At 42.6% G+C, this 25695-nt stretch carries 24 protein-coding genes and 1 tRNA gene; 20 read left to right on the top strand and 5 right to left on the bottom strand.

The features are described 5' to 3' along the window. Positions 1-76: 76 nt before the first annotated feature. The 3 genes from ABDV94_RS12520 (at position 77) to ABDV94_RS12530 (ending at position 4050) form a co-directional block, all read left to right on the top strand. The gene (locus tag ABDV94_RS12520; RefSeq protein ID WP_343747530.1) at positions 77-2416 is read left to right on the top strand and encodes an OmpA family protein; all 2340 of its coding nucleotides are present in this window, start codon (positions 77-79) and stop codon (positions 2414-2416) included. A 113-nt stretch (positions 2417-2529) separates the two neighbouring features. Further along, complete coding sequence (locus ABDV94_RS12525; RefSeq protein ID WP_343747531.1) at positions 2530-3354, top strand: 3'-5' exonuclease; 825 nt, start codon at positions 2530-2532, stop codon at positions 3352-3354. A gap of 84 nt (positions 3355-3438) precedes the next feature. Then, a complete protein-coding gene (locus ABDV94_RS12530) occupies positions 3439-4050 on the top strand; it encodes a fumarylacetoacetate hydrolase family protein (protein ID WP_343747532.1) in 612 nt (203 codons plus the stop codon). A gap of 165 nt (positions 4051-4215) precedes the next feature. Here ABDV94_RS12530 and ABDV94_RS12535 read toward each other — a convergent pair whose 3' ends face one another. The 3 genes from ABDV94_RS12535 to ABDV94_RS12545 form a co-directional block, all read right to left on the bottom strand. Further along, positions 4216-5607 (bottom strand): hypothetical protein, encoded by a 1392-nt coding sequence (locus ABDV94_RS12535; protein WP_343747533.1) that lies wholly within the window; start codon positions 5605-5607, stop codon positions 4216-4218. A gap of 68 nt (positions 5608-5675) precedes the next feature. Beyond that, positions 5676-7133, bottom strand: a complete 1458-nt coding sequence (locus tag ABDV94_RS12540) for an amino acid permease (protein ID WP_343747534.1) — start codon at positions 7131-7133, stop codon at positions 5676-5678. A gap of 188 nt (positions 7134-7321) precedes the next feature. Further along, entirely contained in the window at positions 7322-8209 is an 888-nt protein-coding gene (locus ABDV94_RS12545) for an NAD(P)H-binding protein (RefSeq protein WP_343747535.1), read from the bottom strand. A gap of 79 nt (positions 8210-8288) precedes the next feature. Between ABDV94_RS12545 and ABDV94_RS12550 the strand changes: the two genes are divergently transcribed. Further along, the gene (locus ABDV94_RS12550; protein WP_343747536.1) at positions 8289-8642 is read left to right on the top strand and encodes a helix-turn-helix domain-containing protein; all 354 of its coding nucleotides are present in this window, start codon (positions 8289-8291) and stop codon (positions 8640-8642) included. A 141-nt stretch (positions 8643-8783) separates the two neighbouring features. Next, positions 8784-9455, top strand: coding sequence for a DUF1906 domain-containing protein (locus ABDV94_RS12555; protein WP_343747537.1), 672 nt, complete (start codon positions 8784-8786; stop codon positions 9453-9455). Between the two features lie 100 nt (positions 9456-9555). On the opposite strand, the gene ABDV94_RS12560 is transcribed toward ABDV94_RS12555, so the two are convergent. Further along, on the bottom strand, positions 9556-10560 hold the full coding sequence (locus ABDV94_RS12560) for a hypothetical protein (RefSeq protein WP_343747538.1): 1005 nt from the start codon (positions 10558-10560) through the stop codon (positions 9556-9558). A 416-nt stretch (positions 10561-10976) separates the two neighbouring features. Between ABDV94_RS12560 and ABDV94_RS12565 the strand changes: the two genes are divergently transcribed. The 5 genes from ABDV94_RS12565 to ABDV94_RS12585 all read left to right on the top strand — a co-directional run bounded on the left by ABDV94_RS12565 (position 10977) and on the right by ABDV94_RS12585 (position 14458). Beyond that, a tRNA-Leu gene (locus ABDV94_RS12565) sits at positions 10977-11058 on the top strand. Between the two features lie 205 nt (positions 11059-11263). Then, positions 11264-11623: a four helix bundle protein gene (locus tag ABDV94_RS12570; protein WP_343747539.1), complete on the top strand. Its 360-nt coding sequence runs from the start codon at positions 11264-11266 to the stop codon at positions 11621-11623. A gap of 228 nt (positions 11624-11851) precedes the next feature. Continuing rightward, positions 11852-12907 carry an NAD(P)-dependent alcohol dehydrogenase gene (locus tag ABDV94_RS12575; protein ID WP_343747540.1) on the top strand — a complete coding sequence of 352 codons (1056 nt, stop codon included), beginning with the start codon at positions 11852-11854 and terminating at the stop codon, positions 12905-12907. A gap of 98 nt (positions 12908-13005) precedes the next feature. After that, positions 13006-13422, top strand: a complete 417-nt coding sequence (locus ABDV94_RS12580; protein WP_343747541.1) for a cupin domain-containing protein — start codon at positions 13006-13008, stop codon at positions 13420-13422. 1 nt (position 13423) lies between these two features. Next, a complete protein-coding gene (locus ABDV94_RS12585) occupies positions 13424-14458 on the top strand; it encodes an alpha/beta hydrolase (RefSeq protein WP_343747542.1) in 1035 nt (344 codons plus the stop codon). Between the two features lie 100 nt (positions 14459-14558). Here ABDV94_RS12585 and ABDV94_RS12590 read toward each other — a convergent pair whose 3' ends face one another. Continuing rightward, positions 14559-15383, bottom strand: coding sequence for a helix-turn-helix domain-containing protein (locus ABDV94_RS12590; RefSeq protein ID WP_343747543.1), 825 nt, complete (start codon positions 15381-15383; stop codon positions 14559-14561). A gap of 232 nt (positions 15384-15615) precedes the next feature. On the opposite strand from ABDV94_RS12590, the gene ABDV94_RS12595 reads away from it, so the two are divergent. The 10 genes from ABDV94_RS12595 (at position 15616) to ABDV94_RS12640 (ending at position 25598) form a co-directional block, all read left to right on the top strand. Further along, complete coding sequence (locus ABDV94_RS12595; protein ID WP_343747544.1) at positions 15616-16491, top strand: DUF3737 family protein; 876 nt, start codon at positions 15616-15618, stop codon at positions 16489-16491. Beyond that, a complete protein-coding gene (locus ABDV94_RS12600) occupies positions 16481-17671 on the top strand; it encodes a MalY/PatB family protein (RefSeq protein ID WP_343747545.1) in 1191 nt (396 codons plus the stop codon). The genes ABDV94_RS12595 and ABDV94_RS12600 overlap by 11 nt, the downstream gene beginning before the upstream one ends. Beyond that, positions 17658-18578: an EamA family transporter gene (locus tag ABDV94_RS12605; RefSeq protein WP_343747546.1), complete on the top strand. Its 921-nt coding sequence runs from the start codon at positions 17658-17660 to the stop codon at positions 18576-18578. The genes ABDV94_RS12600 and ABDV94_RS12605 overlap by 14 nt, the downstream gene beginning before the upstream one ends. A 111-nt stretch (positions 18579-18689) precedes the next feature. Continuing rightward, positions 18690-19256 carry a flavodoxin family protein gene (locus ABDV94_RS12610; RefSeq protein ID WP_343747547.1) on the top strand — a complete coding sequence of 189 codons (567 nt, stop codon included), beginning with the start codon at positions 18690-18692 and terminating at the stop codon, positions 19254-19256. 51 nt (positions 19257-19307) lie between these two features. Further along, positions 19308-19571: a hypothetical protein gene (locus tag ABDV94_RS12615; protein ID WP_343747548.1), complete on the top strand. Its 264-nt coding sequence runs from the start codon at positions 19308-19310 to the stop codon at positions 19569-19571. A gap of 26 nt (positions 19572-19597) precedes the next feature. Further along, a complete protein-coding gene (locus tag ABDV94_RS12620) occupies positions 19598-20773 on the top strand; it encodes an NAD(P)-dependent alcohol dehydrogenase (protein WP_343747549.1) in 1176 nt (391 codons plus the stop codon). Positions 20774-20919: 146 nt separating this feature from the next. Next, positions 20920-22128 carry an MFS transporter gene (locus ABDV94_RS12625; protein ID WP_343747550.1) on the top strand — a complete coding sequence of 403 codons (1209 nt, stop codon included), beginning with the start codon at positions 20920-20922 and terminating at the stop codon, positions 22126-22128. A 64-nt stretch (positions 22129-22192) separates the two neighbouring features. Beyond that, complete coding sequence (locus ABDV94_RS12630; protein WP_343747551.1) at positions 22193-22723, top strand: SMI1/KNR4 family protein; 531 nt, start codon at positions 22193-22195, stop codon at positions 22721-22723. Between the two features lie 137 nt (positions 22724-22860). Next, on the top strand, positions 22861-23583 hold the full coding sequence (locus ABDV94_RS12635) for a hypothetical protein (RefSeq protein ID WP_343747552.1): 723 nt from the start codon (positions 22861-22863) through the stop codon (positions 23581-23583). A 311-nt stretch (positions 23584-23894) separates the two neighbouring features. Beyond that, positions 23895-25598: a T9SS type A sorting domain-containing protein gene (locus tag ABDV94_RS12640; protein ID WP_343747553.1), complete on the top strand. Its 1704-nt coding sequence runs from the start codon at positions 23895-23897 to the stop codon at positions 25596-25598. Positions 25599-25695: the final 97 nt, after the last annotated feature.

Below are 25695 nucleotides of genomic sequence, written 5' to 3' on the forward strand. Positions count from 1 at the left end.
TAACTAAAAAATAAAACGACCGTAAGACCCACATACTTAATCTATAAGATGTGGGTCTTATTTAATTTATAGCGTAATGAAGTTACTAAAATCTACTATTTTACTAACACTCCTCTTTCCATTTCTGTCTTCAGCACAGTATGATGATAAGCGCGTGGCTGAATTAGTCCGTAACGGTTCCGAATCCGAACTGGTGATGGAGAGTTCAATTATGATTCAGGAGGGCTATTTTTACCAGGCAGGAACGATCGTGGACAAACTATTGGAAATTCAACCGAACAGTTCGAATTACAATTACCGAAGAGGATTTATTTACCTCGAAATGTCCACTGATTTTGTCAAAGCGCAACCTTACCTGGAAAAGGCGGTTTTGAAAACGGATAAAAAATACGATCCGTTCAATACCAAGGAAACGGCCGCTCCGGTGGATGCTTACTTTGAATTGGGAAGATGTTACCACATGGCAGGAAACATTGACAAAGCGGAAGAATATTACAACAAATTCCTTGCGACTTCCATCGCGAAATCGAACAACGTCTTTTTTGCCAAGTTGTTTTTGGAGCAATGTAAAGTAGCACGCACGGAAATGGCGAATCCCAAAAATGTTTACCTCAAGAACATGGGAAGCGTCATCAATACCGCAGCACCGGAATATTCTCCGGTTATTTCACTCGACGGATCTGCTCTTTACTTCACTTCCAGAAGAAGATGGGTTAAAGGAGATTCGGACAAGGGATTGGATCCGAGAAATAACCAATATCCGGAAGATATTTACGTTTCATACCGCGATTTCGACTCCACCTGGATGGAACCGATCAGACTGGAATTTTGTGATCCGCTGCAAAACGAAGCAACGATTGCCGTGAGTCCGGATGAACGCCGTGTATACGCATACATGGACACCAAAGGAAACGGTGACATCTTCTACTCTGACTTCTCTACAAACAAATTCCAGGAGGTCACTCACCTGGACAATAAAAAAATCAATACCGATGCGTGGGAAACACACGCAACAGTCAGTCCTGACGGAAAAGTCATGTATTTCGTATCGAACCGCAAAGGAGGTTTCGGAGGTCGTGATATTTACTACTCCCTGAAACAAAAAGACGGTACCTGGGGGGATCCGGTAAACCTGGGACCAAACATCAACGGGCCGATGGACGAAGAGTCTCCGTTTGTTTCGATTGATAACAGCACGCTTTATTTTTCCAGCAACGGGAACAAAAGTATGGGAGGTTTCGACGTGTTTATGTCGGCATTAGATAGTAAAGGACAATGGGGACCAGCATCGAACCTGGGCTACCCGATCAACTCCACATGCGACGATGTATTCTACACGACAACCGTTGACGGGTTAACAGGTTACCTGACTTCGATCCGCGCGGACGGAAAAGGCGAAAAAGACATTTACGAGATCAAAAACAACTACCTCGGAATCAAAAATGTGGCTGTGTTGAATGGAAAGATAAAAGTTATCGGCGACAAGCCACTTCCTGAGGATGTATACGTGACCTTGAAATGTGTGGATTGCGAGAAACCGTATGACCTGAAAATCTATCCGCGTCTGCGTGATGGTTTGTTCATGAATGCTCTTGATCCGTGCAAGCAGTACGAAATAACGTTCTCTTATGAGAAAACCGGGAAGAAAAACTTCTACACCGATAAATTCAAGGTGGATTGTAACAAAGAATACTCTGAGATTTACCGTGAGTTCTGGTTAGATGTGGATGAACAAATGATTGTGAAGCCATACTACGTGGCAGGAACCATTACGGATAGCAAAACCAATGCGAAACTAAGCGGTGTTTCCGTGAGCCTGATTAACAAGAAAACGGGTAAAACACTTTACCAGCTTCCTACGACTGCCAACGGTACCTACAAAACAGATACCCTGGGTGGTATGGAACAAGGCGATAACGTGGAATTTGCACTGAAACTGGAAAAACCAGGATACGTATCGATGACCTACGATGTACCGGTAACGCTGACAGATGCATCTGAAATCCGTATTGACCGTTCCCTGGCGAAAAACGAAGCAGGAACAGACATCGGTCTGAACGTGAACCCGATCTACTTCGATTACAACAAGTGGAATATTCGCCCGGATGCTGCCAAGGAACTGGATAAAATCGTGAAGATCATGAAGGAAAACCCGGGAATCAAAATCGAATTGGGTTCTCATACGGATAGCCGCGGTCGGGATGATTACAACATCAAACTGTCTGATCAGCGCGCGAAAGCTTCTGCACGCTACATCATTTCCAAAGGAATTGCTGCTAACAGAATTTCCGGAAAAGGATATGGTGAAACGCAGTTGAAAGTTTCAGATGAAGTGATCAACGCGATGAAAACGTGGGAAGAGAAAGAAGCAGGACACCAATTGAACCGTAGAACGGAGTTCTTGATTGTAAAGTAATTGGAACTATCATAAAAAAAGTCGGGGTGGAAAATTTTCCACCCCGACTTTTTTTCGCCATCTTTGAATATAACTTTAACTGTATGCATTTATCACTCACCCGAAATTTTGTTATGCTGGATCTAGAAACCACCGGATTGGATGTGGCGAAAGACCGGATTATTGAAATTGCTTTAATCAAAATTGCTCCGGACGGAGAACAGAGTGAATTCTACAGACGTGTTAACCCCACCATTCCGATCACGAAAGAATCAGCGGAAATTACCGGTATTACGGATGAGATGGTTGCCAACGAACCAACCTTTGCCCAACTGGCAGATGAGATCGCGGCTTTTATCGGGGATTCCGATTTGGGAGGTTACAATTCCAATAAGTTCGATATCCCGGTTCTGGCAGAAGAGTTTTTGCGGATCAATCATCCGTTTAAAGTCAGCAACCGCCGGTTTGTGGATGTACAGAATATCTTTCACAAAATGGAGCAACGCACACTGGCTGCTGCTTACCAGTTCTATTGCAACGAGGGAATGGAAAATGCTCACAATGCTTTGTACGACACGAAAGTAACGCTGGATGTTTTCAAAGCACAGCTGGAGCGCTACCCGGACCTGGCAAAAAACATCCCGGAATTATCTGACTTTTCACGCCAGGGAAACCAGGAATGGCACGATTTCGCGGGAAGACTTGCGAAAACGAAAGATGGCCAGGTGACATACAATTTCGGTAAGCACAAAGGAAAAACCGTTGAGGAGGTTTCGGAAACCGAACCCGGTTATTTCGGCTGGATGATGGACGCCGATTTCCCCCTATTCACCAAGCAATTGCTTCGTGAGGAAATGGAACGCATCAAACAAAAGCGCAGGGAAAAACGCGAAGCTGAAAATCCTGGAATGAGCATGGAAGACAAGCTGGCAGCACTGCAGAATAAATTCAAGAAATAACGCTTCGACTCCGCTCAGCGTTCCTATGAAAGAATAGCTGACTGAGCGGAGCCGAAGGCAACTATTCTTATTACAATAAAAAAGATGAAAATCATTTGTATAGGCCGTAACTACGCCGATCACGCAAAAGAATTGAACAATCCGCTTCCGGTCGAACCCGTTTTCTTTATGAAACCGGATACGGCCTATTTGCCGGCAGGAAACGATTTCTATATCCCGGATTTCACCAAAGATTTACATTATGAATGTGAGATCGTGGTGAAGATCAAAAAAGTGGGAAAAAACATCCAGGAAAAGTTTGCTTCGACGTATTATGATGAGATTTCACTCGGGATCGACTTCACCGCGCGTGACGTGCAGGAACAGTGTAAAGCGAAAAGTCTTCCGTGGGAGAAAGCCAAATCGTTTGATAACAGCGCCCCGCTAGGAACGCATTTTGTTCCGGTGAGTTCACTGAACTTGAATGACCTCCATTTTTCGCTGAAAAAGAACGGGGAAACAGTTCAAAACGGGCATACCGCTGACATGATTTTTTCCATTGATCGGATCATTGCTTTTGTTTCTCAATTTGTGACCCTGAAAACGGGAGATCTCATCTTTACAGGAACACCTGCAGGAGTTGGCCCGGTGGCAATCGGAGACCAGCTGGAAGGATTTATCGGAGCAGAAAAAATTCTCGATTTAAAGATCAAGTAATTTTTTCTGCAAATTACGGATTTTCTGTTTCCAGTCAGTTTTCGAGTAACGGAGAGGTATCGAGAACAACTGGAAACAGAAAATCTTCCGTCGTTCCAGATAAGCTTCAGCTCCACGATAGCTATCGGGACGGACAGACGAAAGATCAACAATATTCACACTTACTTACCACTTCTCAAACGGGTACTCCGCATCCACATAAGCAATTAACTCTCGAACAAACTCCATAAATTTGTCGGCATTGAATCCTTCGAATGCTTCGACTTTCTGCTTGATTTTAGCCAATTTTTCTTCCGTGATCACGCGTTGATCAATGAATTTCGGATTTTTGATTGCTTTGTTGACCGCTTTCAGAGATTCAGGTGCTAATTTCTCAATCGGGGAATACAAATCGGTTAATTTAAGTCCGTGTTCATCGTCGTAATAACACCTGGAAACAGCCAGGATCAGTTCCGGCATAAAATGTGGTTCTCCGGCCTTGTAACGGTCTATTTGTTCCTGTACCGAAGGAATTTCTTTGAACCATTTTAAATAGAAACTGAAATCATTAAACAAGACTTCGTATTCGTTTGCAGGCATAAATTCCGCCCGGATGTCTCTTTTATATACGTCATTCAGTTTCGGCAAATCAAACAGGCTTTGCGGAATATTTTTCAATTCGGGATTGCCGTCGATGGTGATCGTTGTGAGGTTTTTAAAATTCCCGATTTCCTCCGGCAGTGTTTCCAACCTGGTATTGTAGAGCGAAAACCATTCCATCTGTTCCAGAGAAAAAATATCCTTCGGAAGTTCGGAAACCGGGGCAGAAAGATAGAGTTTCGTTAAGTTTTTCAGTTTCCCGAATCCTTCCGGAAGCGTTTCTACATTGGCAGTAATTCCAAGCTTGCGCATGGAAGGATGATCAAACAAACCTGCTGGAATCGTATTCATGCCCGTATGCAAGGCCAGTTCGTACAGGTTCGGCAATTGAATTCCTTCCAGGTTCAGGGAAACAGCTTCTTTTGTATTGCATGAAATGTATGTCACTTTGTCGGCCACTTCCGGGATCACATCCAACATCGTTTGGGCAACGCGCCCACTCAGATCTCCTCTTCCCGGGTACAGGCGGATTGCATCGCCGTCTTGTGAGGTATAGGAATCGTGGATAAAATAGAACCGGAGTTCTTCGATGCCCGCATATTCGAAAAAGTAATCCCGTGCATTGCGCAAGCCGCTATTCCGGATATACAGGTATTTCGCAAACTGTGTTGTTCTGAATCCGGCGATTTTCTCCAGTTCGGGAAGATCCGTTTCCAGGTTTTTATTCCCGGAATCATTCTGGTAGTTCCTGCGTGATAACAATGACAAGGCTTCATTTACAGCGGTGTTTCCGCGTTTTTTGAGCACTTTTTTGGCCATGTTCCGAACACTTGTAATGTAATCACACAGCACTACGCTCAGTACCAGTTCGTTCAGGTTGGAATCAGCCGGAATCCCTTGTTCCATCAATGCTTCAAGCGCTGTCGTATGCGCCGTGTTCAATCCTTTAAACTTCAGGAAAATTTCTTTATAGGTCATGTTCAATTAATTACGAATGAAGAGTTCCGAATTACGAATTGTCTGAATTTCCAAGAGCTTTTACATTTTCAATTGTCCACTCTAAAAGGCCACTCCCCGTTTCGTTTTGCTTTCACGAAATAAACAATCGTTCCGAGACTGATTACGCCGATTCCGGCCAGAATCATCTGCCAACCGGTCGAAATGAGGATTCCTGCCCAGAGAATGATTGCCAGGATGACCGGAATCGGAAACAAGGGCATTCTCCACTGGAAAAATTGTTTGCCCCGTGCCTTGCGAAGTAAAATCAATCCTACTGCCTGACCGATAAACTGAATCAGGATCCGCATGGCCAGGATGGCACTGATCACGTCACTCAACCGGAATAACAAGCTGAAGATAAATCCTAACCCGCCCAGGAATAAGAGTGAAATATGCGGAAATTGTTTGGTCGGATGCAGTTTTGCAAAGACTTTGAAGAAAGAACCATCTGCTGCGGCTGCATACGGAATCCGGCTGTAACCAAGCGTTGCGGAGAATAAGGAAGCAAAAGCAACCCAAAGAATCAGACAAGTGACCACTATCGCCGCAGTACTTCCCATCAATTCCTCCATGAAAATACTGATGAGATAATCGGTATCACAGGTTTCTTCCCACGGAATCACACTGACCACACTGATGTTCATCGCCAGGTAAAGCACCGAAATTCCGGCAATGGACAGGAACATACTTCGTGGAATATTCCGGGTAGGATTCTTGATCTCGCTTCCCAAATGGCACACATTGTAGTAGCCGAGATAGCTGTATACCGTTTTCACGCTGGCAAAACCAATGGCCGAAACAAAGGCATAATTGACCGTCAACCCGTCGTTCATGTGGCGAATCGGTTCCAGGAAATTTCCGTGAGAGATTCCCCCGGCAACAATCCAGAGAATGGTCAGAATAACCCCGAACCACAGGAACATACTGATCTTCCCGATGGTTTCAATTCTCCGGTAAAGCAGTAAAACAATCAGGATCACCACTCCCCCGCTGACCGCTTTGGCCGCAAGCGGATTCAACGGAAACAGGTATGAAAAATAAGCCGTAAACCCGATTGCAGCGGATGCAATTACGAGCGGAGCCTGGATCATGGTTTGCCAGACAAACAGGAAACTCATCAGTCCGCCGGCTTTATCTGCTCCGTAAGCTTCTTTCAGGAAATTATACGATCCCCCGGCCTTCGGGAAGGCTGCACCGAGTTCACTCCATACCATCGCATCGATGAAAGACAGGAGCGCTCCCGCAATCCAGGCATAGAGAAAATAGGGGCCGTTCATCATCGTAATGATCATCGGCAGGGTGATGAATGGTCCGATTCCGACCATATCAATCATATTGATAGCAGTAGCTTGCGCTAGTCCCAGACGTCTTTCTAACATAAGACTCAAAATTACGAATTTCGAAGACGCTTCTGCTCTTTTTGCCAAATGACCATTCAATTCTTTTCCTGCCATAATTTTCCCGATAATCACGCAATCATCATCGAGCAGAATCCGGAAGAACATCCAGTGATGATTGATACAACTAATTCCTCCTTTGCGTTTAGATGAAATTTTGATTTACAAACCCCAAAGAAGCGAAGCGCACAAAGTTTCCACTCCATCCGATTCATTCTCAGACAAGGACTAAAAACAACAATGCCCGCTTGGGAGCAGGCATTTGTTTTTCTATAAATCAGTCGATTCATTGGTGCTTATTCCCCTTCATAAGCCGCTTTAAATTCCTGTGCGAAATCTTCGAGTTTTACTTTCCCGAATACAGGCTTGTGATTGATGTAATGTTCCGTTGCTCTTCCTTCGCGGAATGCGCGTCCCATTTCAACATAACTCAGGGCCATATCTTCGCTTAAACCACCTTCGCTCATTCCTTTCAAGGCTTCTTCGTCGCTGAATAAAATCCACGGTGTTTCCGGTTTTCCAACAGCCGTTCCGAGTACACGGGAAATATCTGCGGAAGTCCGTTCGTCGCTGACGATGTATTCCACCGTTTGACCTTCGAAGTCTGACGCAATCAGGTATTTGGCTGCTACATCGGCGATGTCATGGGTATGTGTCAGTGGAATCGGCTCATCGGTTCCTCCGAAGTTAGACCCCATAATTCCTGCATGGCGCACCATATCGCCCATCGTGAAGAGGTTGTAAAAGAAATACGACGGTCTCAGGATTTTCACGTGAAGATCAAGTCCTGCAAGTGCTTCTTCTAAGTAACCCAATCCATCGATTGGCCCTGCTCCCTGGCGCAGGTGTGCACCGATGCTGCTAAGCAATACTACGCGCTTCACTCCCGATGCTTTCAATGCATCAACGTAGCTGTCGCCCACTGCGTGCTGGTGTTCCCAGATACTTGGAGCAGCAAAATTGTTCGGAACCATGAGGTACACGGCATCTGCTCCTTGAAAGGTGTTTGTCAAAAAATCGATATCGGTTACCGATCCGATGGCTGCTTTTGCTCCCAGAGCTTCAATCGCAGCCTGTTTCGCTGAATCGCTTGTAATGACTGTTACGTGATGTCCTGCTTGTGTAAGCTGTGCCGTAAGTGGCTTGCTGATGTTTCCCAGCGATCCTGTGATAATGTAATGCATCATTTGTATTTTTGAATTTGATGGAACAAAGGTATATTTGCACTTACTTTTATACTAGTACTTACCAAAAAGTAGGTTTATGCGCATCATCAAAGAATCATCTACAAATAACGAAAACCGGCAGATTGTCAACGATTTCTGCCCCGTCAATTTCACACTCGATCGCATCGGAGGGCGTTGGAAACCACTCATTTTATGGAATCTTCGGAACGGGAGCCGGCGCTACAGTGAACTGAAAAGAGGAATTCCGTCCATTACCGAAAAAATGCTGATTCAACATCTGCGTCAACTGGAAACGGATGGTTTAGTCACACGCCAGGTGATCGAAGTGATGCCACCACACGTAGCTTACGATCTTTCTGCATCCGGAAAAGAACTCATTCCTGCATTGGACGCCATGGCGAATTGGGGGAAGAAGAACCGGAATTCTTAGATGAGGAAAGGAAGAGATTCGGGGAAATAGGCATCGGAGCAAACCGTTTTCCCACAGGCGCAAACTGCTTTTTACTCTTTAACATATTCCCCGAAAATTATCTCTATTATTGTTCCAATTATTCATTAACACTATTCACATATGACAACTAGTTCTACCTCTTTGCTTCCGGGTACTGTTCAATCCGCGGCCCCCAACCTGAAAGGATTCGACACCAATACCGTTTTAACGGCAAAACAAGCTACCGCTTTTATACAGAGCGGTTATTCTTTCTGTCTGCGCTACCTGTCACGGGGTAATGGTCAGCAACCGGGAGATCTGAGCTATGCGGAAGCAAAAATGATCCTGGATGCGGGCCTGGCTTTGGGAGCTGTACAGCACGTTTCGGCCCAGGGATGGTCACCAAACGCTGCCCTCGGAATAGCATATGGTACCAATGCTGCTCACAATGCTGCTTCCATCGGCTTACCGCAAGGAATGAACCTTTGGTGCGATGTTGAAGGTATCAAAACCGGAACTTCCGCCCAGTCGGTTATCGAATATTGCAATGCCTGGTACGATTCCGTTGTGGCCGGAGGCTACGTTCCCGGAATTTACGTCGGTGCCAACTGCATGTTGACAGGAGACCAGCTGTACAATAACCTGAAGTTCCAGCATTACTGGAAATCGATGAGTTCGGTTCCGGACATTCCCAATCGCGGCTATCAAATGGTACAAGGTTATGCTAAACATCCTGTCAATGGTGTGTATATCGACAGCGACTCTACTCAAACAGATCAAAAAGGAGGAGCCGTTCTTTGGTTGAAGGTCTGACCGGGAAGATAAAAACATCGCATCCCCCGATAATTTTCATCGTTTTTAAACGCGAAATCCCGGCAGAAATTATCTACCGGGATTTTACATTTTTTGAATATTACAAACTATTCAGATACGCGGTCAGCGCAGCCAAAGTAGTCGGCATCATGACAGGTATATTTGTTACCATGCCCGGAGTTGCTATGGTTGTAGCATTTCCGTAATAGAGCTGACCATTATAGCTTGTAATTGCCACATATGTCACCTGGTATCCTATAGGAAGTTGCGCATTTGGATTGGCGTACCACCATCTTGGCGAAGCATTGTACCTGTCAAGACTAAAGATGATTTTTTGTCCTTGCGGCGTGCATGGTTCCAGTACCACATAAACCTGCGTATTCGACTGGTTGAAGGCTGCAGATGCGGAAATAGTAACCCGGTGATCGGTTAACTGTAATCCCGGACACAGGTTTCGCATATCGACGTTGTAGGCGGCATTCCGGCTCCAGTTGAAATTATAGGACTGCCCGTTCGAACCTGGCGTAACGGGAGCTGGTACTCTCACCCAAACGTTATCACGCGGCTGGCTCTCTGAAGGGACACCTTCCCAGAGCGTCATTTCCGGATTAAAATTATCCGTAGCGACACTCACCACGACGCCTCCGTTCGGAGCTTCCAGAGCTTCTCCCTGCGAGTTGAACATTTCGATACGCATCGAACCGGCTGTTATGATTCCACCACCGAGACCTTCCTGCGCGTCAAAAGCACTTTGTGTCGGCATACCGCCAAGCGCGTTGTCAGCAAGCCGGGTCACAGCAAACATACTGATGGTTACCTGCCCTGTCTCAATAGATCCATCCGGGCGTGTCAGCACCGACCCGGCGATAGAAACCCGCACATTGCCACCGGAACTGACAAGTTCCCCACCCTGCAATGCATTGAACTGGGAGGAAACCGTGTTCTGGTCTCTGTAAGCCCTGAAAAGACTACTGATTGGATCATTCGCTTTTTCGGTAGCGGTTACCGGTTTTTTGGTTGTTTCAGAAAGTTTGGCGTCTTTCTTACAGGCTACAAACGTCATTCCGACGAACAATGCAGCGATTGTTAGTTTTCCTAAATGCATGAATAATGGTTTTATTAATTGGCTGGAAATTAAACCCATAAGAACACCACAACAAATAAAACCAAAATATTCACAAATTAATCCTGTTCTAATGTGATATGTAACAATTTCAACTTTAACAGTAAAAAATTAACTAAATTATTAGTGATAACTAATGGTTGATTGAAGAGTTTTATACGTGAGAATACTCAATTTATAAACTGTGTAGTGGATTTCGCCTCTAATACTTTTGTCAGAGTAACAATTAGGTATAGAAACGGGATCCATTTTTTACAAATTGTCCATTATCTAGCCAAAATCTGCAAGAACTTGCCGGTTTCAAATAGAAAATCGAACAATAAATACCAATCTTTTGAATGTGAAATAGAGAAAAGCAGAAAAAATACTATATTCGCAGGCGCTTAGCGCAAATCCACGCGCATGTGGTGAAATTGGTAGACACGCCATCTTGAGGGGGTGGTGCCTTCGGGTGTGCTGGTTCGAATCCAGTCATGCGCACAAAAAGAAAAGCGAATTGCGGCAGTAATTCGCTTTTCTTTTTCCCTCGAGACTCACACTCTCCCTCACACTGACCCTGCCTGCTTTTTCTTTTTGCAGTAGTGAGTGTGGAGTTTTGAGTGTGAGGAGAATCTGGCTTCGAAAATTTTCATTTCTCCTTCCGAATACTTATATTCAAGTAAGCAAATAACTTAAACCATTATTCATGTTCGATTTTGAGAAACTGGAGGTCTACAAAAAAGCCAAGGCATTTAATAAAGACGTTTTGGTATTGATGAAAAACACTAAATCTATTGATGTTGTTACGAAGAATCAATTGCGAAGAGCCTCACTCAGCATAGTCTTAAATATTGCTGAAGGAACTGGTCGTTTTAGTAAAGTTGACAAACGTCACTTTTACATTATGGCAAGAGGATCAGCCTTTGAATGCGTTGCCATTTTCGATGTGATGAAAGACGAAACAATCTTAACCGAAGAAGAATTTACCTGCTTTTACGGAAAGGCAGATGAATTGTCGCGGATGTTGTTTAAAATGATAGGGAATTTGTCAAATAGCGAGTGTTAGTGCGAGAAGTTTATGCCGACAGGATTAGCAGTAGCTCGACTTCATCGGTAAATCCAGCAATACGCACAAAAAGAATCGGGATCTTACTACCTCAAAAATTAGAAACCTTGATTCGTTCACTCAAAGCGAGGTAATCGGTAAAGATGGTAGGAAATTCAGTAGTTTGTATAATCCTCATGTTCAATTCATGGGCGAAATTTGTATCCTTAATCAAATTCAGCTCATACAATGAATACACACAATCATACAAGGGCATTGGGTACTGAAGCTGCCACGGCTCCGTTTAAGACATTAGAAATCGAACGAAGAGATGTTTTACCAACTGATGTACAAATTGAGATACTGTACTGTGGTATCTGTCATTCGGATCTGCATGCCGTGCATAATGATTGGGGAGGCACAACCTATCCGATCGTTCCCGGACACGAAATTGTAGGAAAAGTCTCAAAGGTTGGCGAAAGCGTTACCAAATTTAAAGTTGGAGATTTGGCAGGTGTGGGTTGTATTGTAGATAGTTGCAGCGAATGCAGCCATTGTCAGGACGGAGAAGAACAATACTGTGAAAAAGGCTGGACCGTTGTTTTCAATGCTGCCGACAAGAAACATGGCGGCATCACTTACGGTGGGTTTTCCGAGAAAATCGTAGTCAATGAAAATTACGTCGTGCATATTCCCGAAACGTTGGATTTACCAGGTGCAGCACCCATTCTTTGTGCAGGCATTACGGTTTATTCTCCGTTGAAACATTGGCAGGCAGGATCCGGAAAAAATGTAGGTATAATCGGTATAGGTGGTTTGGGACACATGGCCATCAAGATCGCTAAGGCAATGGGTGCTTACGTCACAGTATATACAACTTCACAATCAAAGGCAGACGACGCCAAACGCCTGGGAGCAGACAATATTGTATTATCGACGGATGATGAGCAGATGAAAAACTGTCCGAAGCAGGATATCATTTTAGATACAGTTTCGGCGAAGCACGATATCAATTCCTTTATCAGCTTGCTGAAGACGGATGGCTCTTTGGTAATGGTAGGTCTTCCGGCAGAACAACTTGAAATCAGCGCATTCAACATTGTGCACGGCAGAAAAAGTTTTTCGGGTTCCAACATCGGCGGGATTGCAGAAACCCAGGAAGTTCTGAATTTTTGCGCTGAACACAACATTACAGCAGACATTGAATTGATCAATGTGAACCAGGTCAATGAAGCATTTGAACGATTGGAGAACAACAATGTAAAATACCGCTTTGTTGTTGATATGGTGGGTTTAAAACAATAGAATATGAATCGGTTAAAAAAACAATATTAAGACAGTATTGTTGTCAGCATTTCTGCTGCTGATAATCAGTTCGTGTAACAATAGCAAACAGGAAAAAAATGGAAGAAGAAAAGAAAACAACCATCTTCCCCAAAGGAGATCAGTTATCAAGCGAATGGTTCACCGGTGAGGCATTTTTGTTTCCGTTAGTCACAAAGGATAAAAACAACGAATTTTCTGCAGGTGCAGTAACCTTTGAAATGGGGGCAAGAACCAACTGGCATACGCACCCGAGGGGTCAGGTATTAATTGTAATCGAAGGTTCGGGGTTCTATCAGGAAAAAGGCAAATCTGCCCGAGCTATAAAAAAAGGAGATGTGGTAAACATTCCTGAAAACGTAGAACATTGGCACGGCGCATCTGCAAAAACGTCCATGACTCACATAGCCATCACCAATTTCGAAGAAGACACACAGGTAACCTGGCTGAAACCCGTTACTGATGAAGAGTTTAACGAAGTAACTAATCAAAAATAAAATGAAAAAATTAATATTAACAATCGCTGTAATGATCCTTTCTCTCGGACAGTTAACAGCACAAAATTCAGTAAAAATGGATACAACGGAACATTACACTTTCACACTTAGCGATAAGGTTACAAGAACGGCAGTCACTTTTAAAAACCGCTACGGAATCACGCTTTCAGGAGATTTATACCTGCCCAAAAATGCAGGCGATCAAAAATTGGCAGCTTTGGCGATCAGCGGACCTTTCGGAGCGGTAAAAGAACAGTCTTCAGGTTTGTATGCCAATCAAATGGCTGAAAGAGGATTCGCAGTTGTTGCTTTTGACGCATCCTACACAGGAGAAAGTGGAGGTGAACCACGCAACGTAGCTTCGCCAGACATTAATACAGAAGATTTCAGCGCTGCGGTAGATTTCCTGGGACTTCAAAAAAACGTAGACCGAAACAAGATTGGTATTATCGGAATCTGTGGTTTTGGAGGGATGGCGCTTAACGCAACAGCTATTGATAAACGTATCAAGGCTGTAGTTACTACCAGTATGTACGATATGTCAAGAGTGATGTCCCAGGGTTACAATGATGCCGTGACCCTTGAACAACGTACCAAAACATTAGAGAATTTGAATCAGCAGCGTTGGGTGGATGCCGAAAATGGAAAACCTGCATTCCCGAAAATGCACCTCCCGGAGAAATTGAATGGAGACGAACCACAATTTGTGAAAGAGTATTTCGATTATTATAAAACGCCCAGAGGTTACCACAAAAGATCAGTCAACTCAAACGGAGGATGGACTGTTACCACTCCACTTTCGTTTATGAATATGCCTTTGTTGAGCTACATAAAAGAGATTTCTCCGAGACCTGTATTAATTATTGCAGGGGAAAACGCACACTCCCGTTATTTCAGCGAAGATGCCTATAAGGCGGCAGCTGAACCGAAAGAACTGATGATCATTCCAGGAGGTGTCCATGTGGATTTGTACGACAAAGTTGATATCATTCCATTTGATAAACTGGATATGTTCTTTAAGGAAGCATTCAAGTAACAGCGTATTGTGAAAGGTGGTTAGTAATACGGCTGTTAAATGGAAAAAGGTAGCGATTTGCTACCTTTTTCTGCTTTATTGCGTTAAGTATTCGACCGGATTAATTCAATGATCTGTATTCAAGAGGTGTAAGTCCCGTATTCTTTTTAAAGGCTCTTGTAAAATGTGCAGGATATCTAAACCCCAGTTCGTAAGCAATTTCGCTTATCGTAGCATTCGGATTCAGGATTTTTTCCTTCGCGATATCCATTGTTTTTAGCTGTATATATTCGTGTGCTGACTTTCCGGTTTCCTTTTTGACAACATCACCGAAATAATTGGGAGATAAATGCAGCAACCCCGCAAAATAATTAACGGTAGGAAGTCCTACTGTCTGAGGTTTTTCCGATTGAAAATAATCGTTCAGAAACATTTCAAACTGCCCGATCACGCCTTTGTTTATATCACTTCGGGTAATAAACTGCCGGTCGTAAAAGCGCTCGCAATAATCCAGGAACAATTCAATGTTCGAAGCAATTAACTTCTTACTATGCTTGTCTGTTCCGAGTTCCAGTTCATACTTGATTTTATCAAAACAATCAACGACCAATCTGCGTTCCTTTTCAGAAATATGCAATGCTTCATTAGATTGATAAGAAAAGAAATTGAAGCTGTCAATCCGACGTCCTAATGACGTTCCTCTTATCAAATCAGGATGGAATAAAAGCCCCATGCCATAAGCTTTATCACCCTCGTTTAATGAAATATTGATGACTTGTCCGGGAGCCACAAAAACCAATGATTTGTCCTGGTAATCATAGGTGCTTTTTCCGTAAGTAATATCACCGCATACGGTGTCCTTCAGATACACAGCATAAAACCCGAAACTCATTGTTGACGCGTAGACGTCCGGATATCTTCCCTCAAAATCAATAATACTTACCATTGGATGTAAGTTTTCCTTGTGGTAAAAGGCGTCATACTCGCTAACGCTTTTAATATTTATGAATTGTTCCATATTCCTTTCATTTCTTAACAAAACAAATTTATCACTTATAATCAACGACTTGAAGGTCGTTAGCGGATATCAGTAAAAATGGTAATCATATCCGTAGTGCGTATAAGTTATCTCGTTTGGAGAAGCATCAATTTTGTATTCAGAATAAAATAAAGATAGTATGGAATTGATAAAAAATACGTTTTTCGAAGGAGAGCGCCCTTTATATGGTTCAAATGATCTCCGTTTGGAAGATGTGAAATTTTACCCGGGTGAATCGGCATTGAAAGAGTCTTCAAATATTGAAGCCATTGATTGCTATTTCATGTGCAAATATCCATTTTGGCACAATGATAATGCCGTTATTAAAAACAGCTATTTCACCATTTACAGCAGGGCGGCGATTTGGTACGCTAAAAATATACAGATGTTCGACACCGTGGTCGACGCCCCAAAGATGTTCCGGGAAGTGGACGGTCTTTACTTAAAGAACGTAAAGATGGAAAATGCAGGTGAAACCTTATGGAATTGTCGCAATCTGGAATTACACAATGTAGAAGCCAAAAATGCCCCGTATATTCTTATGAACAGTACGAACATTAAGGTTGATGGCTTTAAACTCGACGGTGATTACTCGTTTCAGGATGCAAAGAATGTGGAAGTCAGAAATGCTTTTTTAAATTCTAAAGATGCGTTCTGGAAGACAGAAAATGTTACGGTCTATGATTCTGTCATTATCGGCGAGTATCTGGGATGGCATTCAAAAAACCTCCGCTTAGTCAACTGCAAAATAGGCGGAACACAACCTTTGTGCTACAATACAAATCTAATCCTGGAAAACTGCGAGCTGATGGACGATTGCGATCTTGCTTTTGAATACAGTACGGTGGTTGCCAGTATAAATAGCCATGTTGTAAGTATAAAAAACCCGTTGGGCGGTGTGATACAGGCTCCAAGTATAGGCACAATCATAATCGATGCAAATGTTCGGAATCCGGGAGATTGTAACATTATTGAAACAGGTAAAACCGTAAAGGAAGATTCCGATGTCGTTTGACTTTGATGAAATAATCATCCGACGAAACAGTAATTCATACAAATGGGATACAGCAGAGGATGAAGATGTTCTGCCAATGTGGGTTGCAGATATGGACTTTCGTACTGCTCCCACAATTATTGATGCATTGGTAAAAAGAGCCGAACATGGTGTGTTCGGTTATACAAAAGTCCCGCAAACCTATTATGATGCAGTTATCACATGGTTTGAAAAAAGACATGGATTTCTGCTGGATAGTAAATGGCTGCTTTATACCACAGGAGTAGTTCCGGCATTATCGGCCGTCATACGCGCTTTGACCGTTCCTGGAAATGGAGTCATCGTTCAGGACCCCGTTTACAACTGCTTCTTTTCCTCAATCCGCAACAATGGCTGTCGGATAATATCCAACAACTTGATATATGCGGACAATACCTACAGCATTGATTTTTTGGATTTGGAAGAAAAGGCTAAAGACCCTGACAATAAGTTACTGCTGCTTTGTAGTCCACACAACCCGGTTGGTCGGCTTTGGACAAAAGAGGAACTTACACGGATTGGAGAAATTTGTCTTAAATACAATGTCGTTGTAGTTTCAGATGAAATTCATTGCGACCTGGTTTATGAACAAACCGGACGAAAACACATCCCTTTTGCCTCCATCAATGAATCCTTTTTGTTGAATTCGGTAACCTGTACAGCACCCAGTAAAACATTTAACCTTGCAGGGCTTCAAGTGGCTAACATACTGGCTGCCGATGAAAAAATCAGAGGCGCAATAAACCAAGCTTTAAACACCAATGAAGTTTGTGAGATCAGTCCTTTTGCGGTCGAAGCTCTTATTGCAGCATATAACACGGGCGGAGAATGGCTTGACGAACTAAAAAAATACCTATATGGTAACTATACTTACCTGAAATCTTTTTTTGAACAGCATCTTCCTGAATTTCCCGTATTGCCAATGGAAGCTACCTATTTGGCATGGGTAGATTGCTCGGCTCTCGGACTGTCATCAGAATTGATTGCAAAGTCCCTTTTGGAAAGAGAAAATCTTTGGATCAACCACGGTAGTATTTATGGATCAACAGGTATCAACCATTTTATACGTATCAATATCGCATGCCCTCGATTTAGTCTAACAGAAGCATTAACAAGAATGAAACAGTTTTTCATAGACATCAAGGAAGGTGGAATCAACTAAACACAAAAAGCTGAACATAGCCATTGCCTATTTCCTGATCTATGTGGTTTGGGGGTCCACCTACTACATAACCGGACTGGCTTTAAAGGATTTCCCTCCATTTCTGCTGGGTGCGATACGGTTTTCAGGAGCGGGAATTTTGCTAATGGCATGGTGTTTTTTTGTAAGAGGTGAAAACATATTCCAAAAAAAGTTGTTGGTCATTTCAGCAGTTGGAGGAATTGTTTTGCTATTTGTTGATATGCTCGTCATTATGCTTGCGCAACGTTATGTTAGTAGTAGTCTTGTAGCGATCATAGCTTCATCAACTACTTTTTGGATAACGGCACTAGACTTCCCCATGTGGAAAAGAAACTTTCGTACCCCATCCACAATTATTGGCTTAGCAATAGGTTTCCTGGGTGTGTTGGTACTCTATCTACAAAATCAGAATAGTGATAACTCAACCGGAACGAGTGTTTACGGCATTTATATACTCCTGTTAGGCTGTATTTCCTGGGCTTGTGGTACATTGTTCATTAAATACTATTCATCGTATAAAGGATCTTCCAGCCCCTTTGTAGGTGCGGCATGGCAAATGACTTTTGCTTCCGTCATGTTCTGGTTATTTTCCATTATTTCTGGTGAAACGGGGAGCATTAAGTTCGCCAGCATCTCACAAAAATCTTGGCTATCCCTCATCTACTTAATAATAATGGGGTCTGTATTAGCTTATTCCGCTTACATCTGGCTGCTAAAGGTCCGACCTGCAACGGAAGTCGGCACTCACGCCTATGTGAATCCCCTTATAGCTGTGTTTATTGGCTTGACGATTGGAAACGAGTACTTGTCATTTGTTCATCTAAGCGGTCTTTTCCTTATTATTTGCAGCGTTATATTGATTACACTACACAGAAAAACTAATTGATATTCCAATCAGTAAAAATGGTAATCATATCCGTACTACGTATAATTATAACGCCTTAAAAACGCTGCAATTTTGTATTACAGAAAATAACATTTTACATCAATCTCAATTATGACAATATCAATCATATACGATAGTGGTTTTGGCCACACCAAAAAGTTAGCCGAAGCTGTTGCAAAAGGCGCAACTGAAATAGACGAAAGTGAGGTTCATATCTTCCATATTGGTGAACAGACGAATTATCCCTGGGAAATTTTAGAAAAGAGTGATGCGATCATTTTTGGTTCACCAACATACAATAGTTCGATTAGTGCCAAATTAAAAGCATTTTTTGAAGCTTCTACCAAGGCTGCCTGGAACGACTTTAAATGGCGTAATAAAATCGCTGCAGGCTTTACGAACTCAGGATCACTAAGTGGTGATAAATTAAATGCACTTATTACGATAGCGCTGTTTGCCGCACAGCATGGAATGATTTGGGCAGGTCTTGACCTGCATCCGGCAAATCCCGAAAGCCCGCTTTCTACGAAAGATTTAAACGGTTTGGGAAGTTGGTTGGGAGCCATGGCTCTCTCCGAAAATGATAGTCCGGAAGTTACACCAGGTGAAAAGGATCTTAAAACCGCTGAATATCTCGGAAGAAGAATTGCTCAACTGACTAAAGATTTTATCAATTAATACCCACACAAAGAATTGAACAAATAAACCTGATTAAATATTGAAAGTAGTATGAAACGAATAATCGTGAATATAACCTGTGATTTAAGTAAAGTTCCTGATCTAGAAACCATTCTTCCAAAAGAATTGGATACCTCAAGCCAGTTTAAAGACAAGGGAGTATTGGAACATGTTTTCGCAAAAGATGACGCAAAAGGAGCCATATTGATTTTTAAGAACCTTGATGAAAACCAGGTAAAGCAACACGTTGCAGACTTTCCACTTGCGCCATATTTCGAGGAAATAGTTTATACCACAACGGAAAAACATTTTTAATCGCTCAACAATTAAAAGGATACATTATGTGTGAAGACAATAACAAGCATTCAAGAAGAAAATTTATTCAACAGACAGCTATCGCAAGCGCCGGGTTAGCCCTGCTCCCTTCTTTTGATTTATTTGCCGGCCCTGACATACAGCAGAACCGAAACATCAAAACCAAAGGCTATGCTGCTAAAGACAGTTCCGGAAAATTAAGTCTGTGGGAGTTCGAAAGAAGACCAGTCGGAGAAGACGATCTTTTGATTGAAATCAAATACGCAAGTATTTGCCATTCCGATATTCATCAGATGAGAGGTGATTGGGGAAAACAACCCTATCCACAAGTTCCGGGACATGAAATTGTCGGGATCGTAACAGCAGTCGGAAAAAATGTTACCAAATTTAAAATTGGTGACAAAGCCGGTGTTGGCTGTATCGTAAATAGCTGCCTGGAATGTGAAAGTTGTAAGAACGGTGAAGAACAACATTGCGAAAATGGTATGACAAGTACGTACGGCTCTCCAGACAAGACCTCTCCATCAGGAATTACACAAGGCGGCTACTCAACTCACCTGGTCGTCAGGCAGCATTTTGCCGTTCACATTCCCGAAAATATAAGCCTTCAGGAAGCCGCGCCGTTATTGTGTGCAGGAATTACAACCTATTCGCCATTAATGAAAGTAAAGATCAGGAAAGGTGATAAAGTAGGTGTCGCGGGAATAGGTGGTTTAGGGCATCTTGCTGTTAAAATTGCTGTTTCAAAGGGAGCAGAAGTTTACGCTTTTACCACATCAAAGGAGAAAGTAAATGATATCCTTTCTTTCGGAGCAAAAGAGGTAATTGTTGTAGATGATCTGGAAAAACTCAGACCTTATCAAAAACGTTTAGACTTTATGATTTCGACAATACCGGTACAGTTTGACGTTGCAGCATACAGTTCGGTTGTTAAGCCCAATGGTTTCTTTACACAAGTAGGTATGCCCAAAGGATTCGAAATTACTTTAAACAATTTAGGTTTAGCTGGTACAAAAGTTAATTTCAATGCCTCAATGATTGGTGGTATTCGCGAAACACAAGAAGTGGTAAACTATTGTGCGGACAACAAGTTATTACCTAATATACAAATCATTAACGCAGAAGAAATCAATGATGCCTGGGAAAAAGTGCTTAACAAAGAAGCCAGATACAGGTACGTAATTAATTCCGCGACCATATAAGGTTAAAAGTCTTTGTGTTGAACACATCCTAAGAATTCAGTATTCACGGACAAAGCATTTGGAATGAGCGGTTAAACACGTTCACATTGTATGATATTGCCTAAAAAACAGTTCAAAAGATTAAATAAAATTCCCATAGAAAGGATATGAACACGAGTAATAATGGCGTAGGTATCAAAAATATAGCCTACGCAGGATGCCTTGGAGCAGTTGGAATTATAAGTACCGAATTCGGGATCATTGGTGTTTTGCCAAAGGTTGCCGCACATTACAATATTGGAATTGATCACGCGGGAATATTATTGAGTGCATTTGCGCTGACCATTTTTTTACTGGGACCATTCGTAGTCCTTTTAACGTCAGCAATCAATCGAAAAAAAATCATGCTATTCGCAATCACCCTCTTCTTGATTTCTAACATTGTTTCTGCATGTGCTCCACCATTTTGGCTTTTGACCCTATTCAGAATAATGCCTGCTATTTTACAGCCTGCATTTTTTTCCGCAGCGGTTGGTACAATTATTCGTACAGCAACCAAAAGTGAGCAACATAAGCTGATTGGAACTGTGATTGGTGGTGTCGCTCTTGCACAAGTAACCGTAATCCCGTTTACGGCATATATGGCGAACTTTTATGGTTGGCAAATCAGTTTCGTAATTCAGGGGGTGGTTTCAGTAATTGCCTTAGCCGGTATCTTATACTTTATCCCAAGTATCCCCGTAAAAGAAAGATTATCGTACGGAAATCAATTGAAGATATTAAAAAAGCCTCGTTTTTTAGTTAGCGTAGCGTTTAATGTGTTTCTAATTTCTGCTTGGTTTTCAACATATAGTTACTTTGCCGACTATCTTGAGAAAATCAAATTAATGACAGGTCAACAGATTAGTTATATGCTTTTACTATTTGGAGCTACAGGTGTCATTTCGAATTGGTTGGCGGGTAGATTTTTATCTAAAAACATTTCACTCACTACAGCATTTTTTATGCTGGGAACAATATTGTTACCAATAATATTGCAGTTTTCCGGCACTAATTTCTACGTTCAAATTTTTGTTATAGCTTTTTGGGGAATTATGTATGGTCCGGCATTTTTAACTGCTATTTCCTATATGATTGATGCTGCCCCGGAAGCACCTGAGTTCGCAAATAGTCTCCAATCGTCCTTTGGTAATCTTGGTGTCTCTGTTGGAACACTTACAGGGGGATGGTTCATCGCAAACCTGGGTATTAGCAGTACCCCATGGTTAGGATCGTGTTTCGGTATAATAGCAGGAATAACAATGATTGTTAGAGCGGTGCTCGATAGAAAAATGAGTTCAGGTAAAATAGAATTAGTCAAACATAAATATTCTTGAAATCCACAATATGAATGAATACTTTTGGTTTTGGTTCTAGTTTTTGCCTAAATTAATTGTCCTCATGGACTGGAAAAAATTAAAAAAACGATCAGAGAAAAAATTCAGGAAGATTCCGCTTTACTCCAATTGTTATGGGCTTCAGATTCAACCGGGAACAAAGTGGAATCCAGGATTGACCAAATCTGAAATCGAGTCGCTAGAAGCGTTGTTCGGATTCGAATTTCCTGATGACTATAAATCCATGCTCACGGTAATGAATGGTTTTGACCGGGATGAGATTTCCATTGATCCTGACGAAGAACTGGAAGATGAATTTGGCAGGATGTTATACAAGTTTCCGGAAGATTATGAAAGAACCAAATGGATGGTTGAAGAGCTATTTGAATTCATAAATCATACAAAGGAGCCTCTGAAGAAAGCAGGCTTTGAAACCGAGCACATAATCGGCTTTATTCCTCTGTATGGTAATCGTTATCTTGCTGTTTTTAAGGATAAGTCTTTAACCCCCGTGATTTCGGCTCATCAAGGAAATGATGTCATTCTTTTCGCAAATTCCCTTTTAGAATATTGGGAGAAAGAGTTTGAGTTGTAAAGTTGGTTCTAGCTTTAAATCGAATTTGCATCCCAAGAGAAAAGCAATCTCACCTTATCAAACTAACTTTTTCTTCACTCCTCCGGTCACACACATGAAAAAATAAATAACTTTACTTCCACACAAACACTATTCACATGAAAAAGAATCCACTATTCGGAATGCTGCTTCTGGCATGCATCCTGTTGACGCAGAGCGTAAACGCGCAAGACCTCCGAAAACTTTACCGCGACGCAATGAGCATAGCCGTTTATCCCGACTCAGCCAAAATTGCAACGAACCTGGTGGCGATCACCCAGCAAAATCCGGAACTCACCTGGAAAACCATTAACGGCGAACCACACGTATTGGTTGTAACCTGGAAAAGTGCTTCCTACTATCCAAACGGCGGAGATTCGCTCTACAATACCGGTCCTTACTCCATTTGGGTGACAGCTTCTCCGCAACTGAAAAAGTGGTTTCACCAGCAGAAAAATGTGGCCGACACCAACCTGCGTTTAAAACAATTACTGGGATTGCCGCCTGCAGGTACAAACTACATCTATTTCGTTGAGTTCTGGGTAAAACCTTCAGACCTGTTCCGTCCGTGTCCCGACAGTGAGATCAACGACAAATCCTGTTCCACGTGTTTTCCTCCCAACACTCCACAGGAATATATCACGTGGTTCAACGAAAGCCGGATCAGCCGCTATTACGCGTGTCAGCTCTACGATCAATATCCGTGGACACAGCTCGGGTATACCTATGATTGGAACCCGGCTAACAAGACACACGTGGGAATGAGCGAATTCGTAATCAAACAAAATGCAACCGTATATGTAAAAAGTGTTTCAACAACCCGGCAATACCTGGGCCGTTGATGATTTCCAAATCACATAATGCTCCGCCCCGGCAATGTCTGGGCGGAGTGTTTGTTTGATATACATTTATTCAGATGATCATTGGTACGAGTTCGATTACACCAATTAATCACTCCAATTAGCAATCCACATTCCAATTTCCTCCAATTATCAGGTAAATTTCTCACAAAAATCCAATTTAACGTGAGTAATACAACCAATCCAAACTCTTCTGTGTTATCTCCCCGAAAAACGTGAAAATACTCGTTTTCAAGTTGTCAGGTATCAAAGAATGACTTAACTTCCTTCCATTAACTATTATTCACTTTACTATGAAAACAGCACTCGTATCAGTGGCGCTCTTCTTTGCGTCGCATGTGTGTAACTCACAACAATTTTTAGAAACGACTTTCGGAAGCTGGGACAATCAGAACCTCTCCGTTGAAACCTTCCAGGATTTTGTCATTAGTGGTTATACCGAAACAAATCCCGGAACCGGATTGTTAACCCCAACGTTTAAGATTACCGACATTTTCGGGAATCCGTTAAACACCTTTTACACCGAGTATTACGATGACATGTATTTGATGGACTTTACAATCAGAGAGTCTACTCACACCATCATCCTGACGGGAATGACAGCAGTAACAACAGGCGGAACACCCTACAAAATGTTCGTTGCAGAGGTCGATTTCATGAGCGGAGCGCCGGTTCAAAGCTGGATTGAGTACACCTACAATGGCAACTCCATGGTTCCGCATCAGGTCATTGCTTCGGAAATCAGTGGACAAGTCATGGTTGTAGGAACTGAAATTACGGGAACTGTTACTCCGGGCAACTTCGGCTTTATACAGAAATCCGGTTTCATCCTCGCCCTGGATATCAACAACTTCAGTAATATCCTGTACACTCCACTGGAAATGGACGTTCCTGCGGTAAGCAACTGGGATTATGACATGCTGGAAAACATTACGGAAGTAGACGGTTTCGGATACTTTATTTCCGGATCATGTAACGGCCCGGCCGGAGAACAAAACCTATTGGTAATGACCATCACGTATGGAGGTGGAATCGCAGCTTCGAACATCATCGATAACACCAACTCCCGTTTTGCTGGAGCATCCGTGATGTACAACCAGCAGTTGAATGTGGTATATGTACTCGTAAACAACAGCATTATGCACCAGTACCAGGTTGCTCAATTTAATCCTTTCACAGCTACTCCGAGCGGCCCATGGGTCAACCACCAATTCACTGCATTCCCGATCGGAAGCGGAGTGGATCAAAACGGTTTCCGCTTACAGCAAACGCCAGACAACCTGATCATTGTCGGTGGATACTTAAGCGCTCCGTTCGGAGCGTTGCCGGAGCAATTGACTCCTTTCCAAACCGTGATGAAGGATGATTTGACATTTATTGCAGCGAAACTCTATGTATCGGGCAACAATTCACCACTGTCACCAAGCTATTTTGAAGAAAACGGGAATTCTGTTTTCATCAATACTCCGGATATGATTGTTTACAATGAAGTTTCTAAACGCACTTACCTGGTCAATCAAAATATCAATAACGGAGGTTTTGACCTCGATGTGTCTTCCCTGTTCCAGCCTTCTCAATGTGAAAAAGCACTGAAAGTAGCCACGTCGATGATTACTCCGGTTATCGTAGGTTCAGGAAACTACAACTTGCTTCCGATGTATCCTAAAAACTACATGCCGAATCCTACACCCCGACCAATCATGCACCAGGTGCTTTGTCCGGATGTCTCCCCTGCAATTGTAGCACACACTCCGGATGCAACACTGGCTCCGAACCCGGCTACGATTCAGTTGAGTATTACACTGGATGAAGGCGAAACGATTCAACATGCATCTGTTTACGATTTGAAAGGAAACGTCGTGCTTTCGCAACAAGCAACAGACCGTCCAAACCATATTCTGACGCTGAATGTTGAGAAACTGAGCCCTGGAACTTACGTGGTTGAGATTACCACGAAAGAAGGTACTATCCGTCACGAGAAATTTGTGAAGCAGTAAGAATCCTGTAGCATTTGAATGACTTCGGAATCCCCGTTTGCAGTCGCAGGCGGGGTTTTCGGTTTTCTTTTGGGGAAGGTTTTGTAATTGAAAAATG

The sequence above is a fragment of the Fluviicola sp. genome (assembly GCF_039596355.1).
Lineage (GTDB): Bacteria > Bacteroidota > Bacteroidia > Flavobacteriales_D > Crocinitomicaceae > Fluviicola.

What these genes read in the sequence shown, in the direction of transcription:
- ABDV94_RS12525 (WP_343747531.1), top strand. Translation starts at nt 2,530, where the DNA reads ATGCTGGATCTAGAAACCACCGGATTGGATGTGGCGAAAGACCGGATT.
- ABDV94_RS12535 (WP_343747533.1), bottom strand. Translation starts at nt 5,607, where the DNA reads ATGACCTATAAAGAAATTTTCCTGAAGTTTAAAGGATTGAACACGGCG.
- ABDV94_RS12635 (WP_343747552.1), top strand. Translation starts at nt 22,861, where the DNA reads ATGAAAAAGAATCCACTATTCGGAATGCTGCTTCTGGCATGCATCCTG.
- ABDV94_RS12550 (WP_343747536.1), top strand. Translation starts at nt 8,289, where the DNA reads ATGCGCATCATCAAAGAATCATCTACAAATAACGAAAACCGGCAGATT.
- ABDV94_RS12580 (WP_343747541.1), top strand. Translation starts at nt 13,006, where the DNA reads ATGGAAGAAGAAAAGAAAACAACCATCTTCCCCAAAGGAGATCAGTTA.
- ABDV94_RS12570 (WP_343747539.1), top strand. Translation starts at nt 11,264, where the DNA reads ATGTTCGATTTTGAGAAACTGGAGGTCTACAAAAAAGCCAAGGCATTT.
- ABDV94_RS12600 (WP_343747545.1), top strand. Translation starts at nt 16,481, where the DNA reads ATGTCGTTTGACTTTGATGAAATAATCATCCGACGAAACAGTAATTCA.
- ABDV94_RS12530 (WP_343747532.1), top strand. Translation starts at nt 3,439, where the DNA reads ATGAAAATCATTTGTATAGGCCGTAACTACGCCGATCACGCAAAAGAA.
- ABDV94_RS12540 (WP_343747534.1), bottom strand. Translation starts at nt 7,133, where the DNA reads ATGTTCTTCCGGATTCTGCTCGATGATGATTGCGTGATTATCGGGAAA.
- ABDV94_RS12620 (WP_343747549.1), top strand. Translation starts at nt 19,598, where the DNA reads ATGTGTGAAGACAATAACAAGCATTCAAGAAGAAAATTTATTCAACAG.
- ABDV94_RS12640 (WP_343747553.1), top strand. Translation starts at nt 23,895, where the DNA reads ATGAAAACAGCACTCGTATCAGTGGCGCTCTTCTTTGCGTCGCATGTG.
- ABDV94_RS12560 (WP_343747538.1), bottom strand. Translation starts at nt 10,560, where the DNA reads ATGCATTTAGGAAAACTAACAATCGCTGCATTGTTCGTCGGAATGACG.
- ABDV94_RS12630 (WP_343747551.1), top strand. Translation starts at nt 22,193, where the DNA reads ATGGACTGGAAAAAATTAAAAAAACGATCAGAGAAAAAATTCAGGAAG.
- ABDV94_RS12590 (WP_343747543.1), bottom strand. Translation starts at nt 15,383, where the DNA reads ATGGTAAGTATTATTGATTTTGAGGGAAGATATCCGGACGTCTACGCG.
- ABDV94_RS12545 (WP_343747535.1), bottom strand. Translation starts at nt 8,209, where the DNA reads ATGCATTACATTATCACAGGATCGCTGGGAAACATCAGCAAGCCACTT.
- ABDV94_RS12615 (WP_343747548.1), top strand. Translation starts at nt 19,308, where the DNA reads ATGAAACGAATAATCGTGAATATAACCTGTGATTTAAGTAAAGTTCCT.
- ABDV94_RS12520 (WP_343747530.1), top strand. Translation starts at nt 77, where the DNA reads ATGAAGTTACTAAAATCTACTATTTTACTAACACTCCTCTTTCCATTT.
- ABDV94_RS12585 (WP_343747542.1), top strand. Translation starts at nt 13,424, where the DNA reads ATGAAAAAATTAATATTAACAATCGCTGTAATGATCCTTTCTCTCGGA.
- ABDV94_RS12610 (WP_343747547.1), top strand. Translation starts at nt 18,690, where the DNA reads ATGACAATATCAATCATATACGATAGTGGTTTTGGCCACACCAAAAAG.
- ABDV94_RS12575 (WP_343747540.1), top strand. Translation starts at nt 11,852, where the DNA reads ATGAATACACACAATCATACAAGGGCATTGGGTACTGAAGCTGCCACG.
- ABDV94_RS12595 (WP_343747544.1), top strand. Translation starts at nt 15,616, where the DNA reads ATGGAATTGATAAAAAATACGTTTTTCGAAGGAGAGCGCCCTTTATAT.
- ABDV94_RS12625 (WP_343747550.1), top strand. Translation starts at nt 20,920, where the DNA reads ATGAACACGAGTAATAATGGCGTAGGTATCAAAAATATAGCCTACGCA.
- ABDV94_RS12555 (WP_343747537.1), top strand. Translation starts at nt 8,784, where the DNA reads ATGACAACTAGTTCTACCTCTTTGCTTCCGGGTACTGTTCAATCCGCG.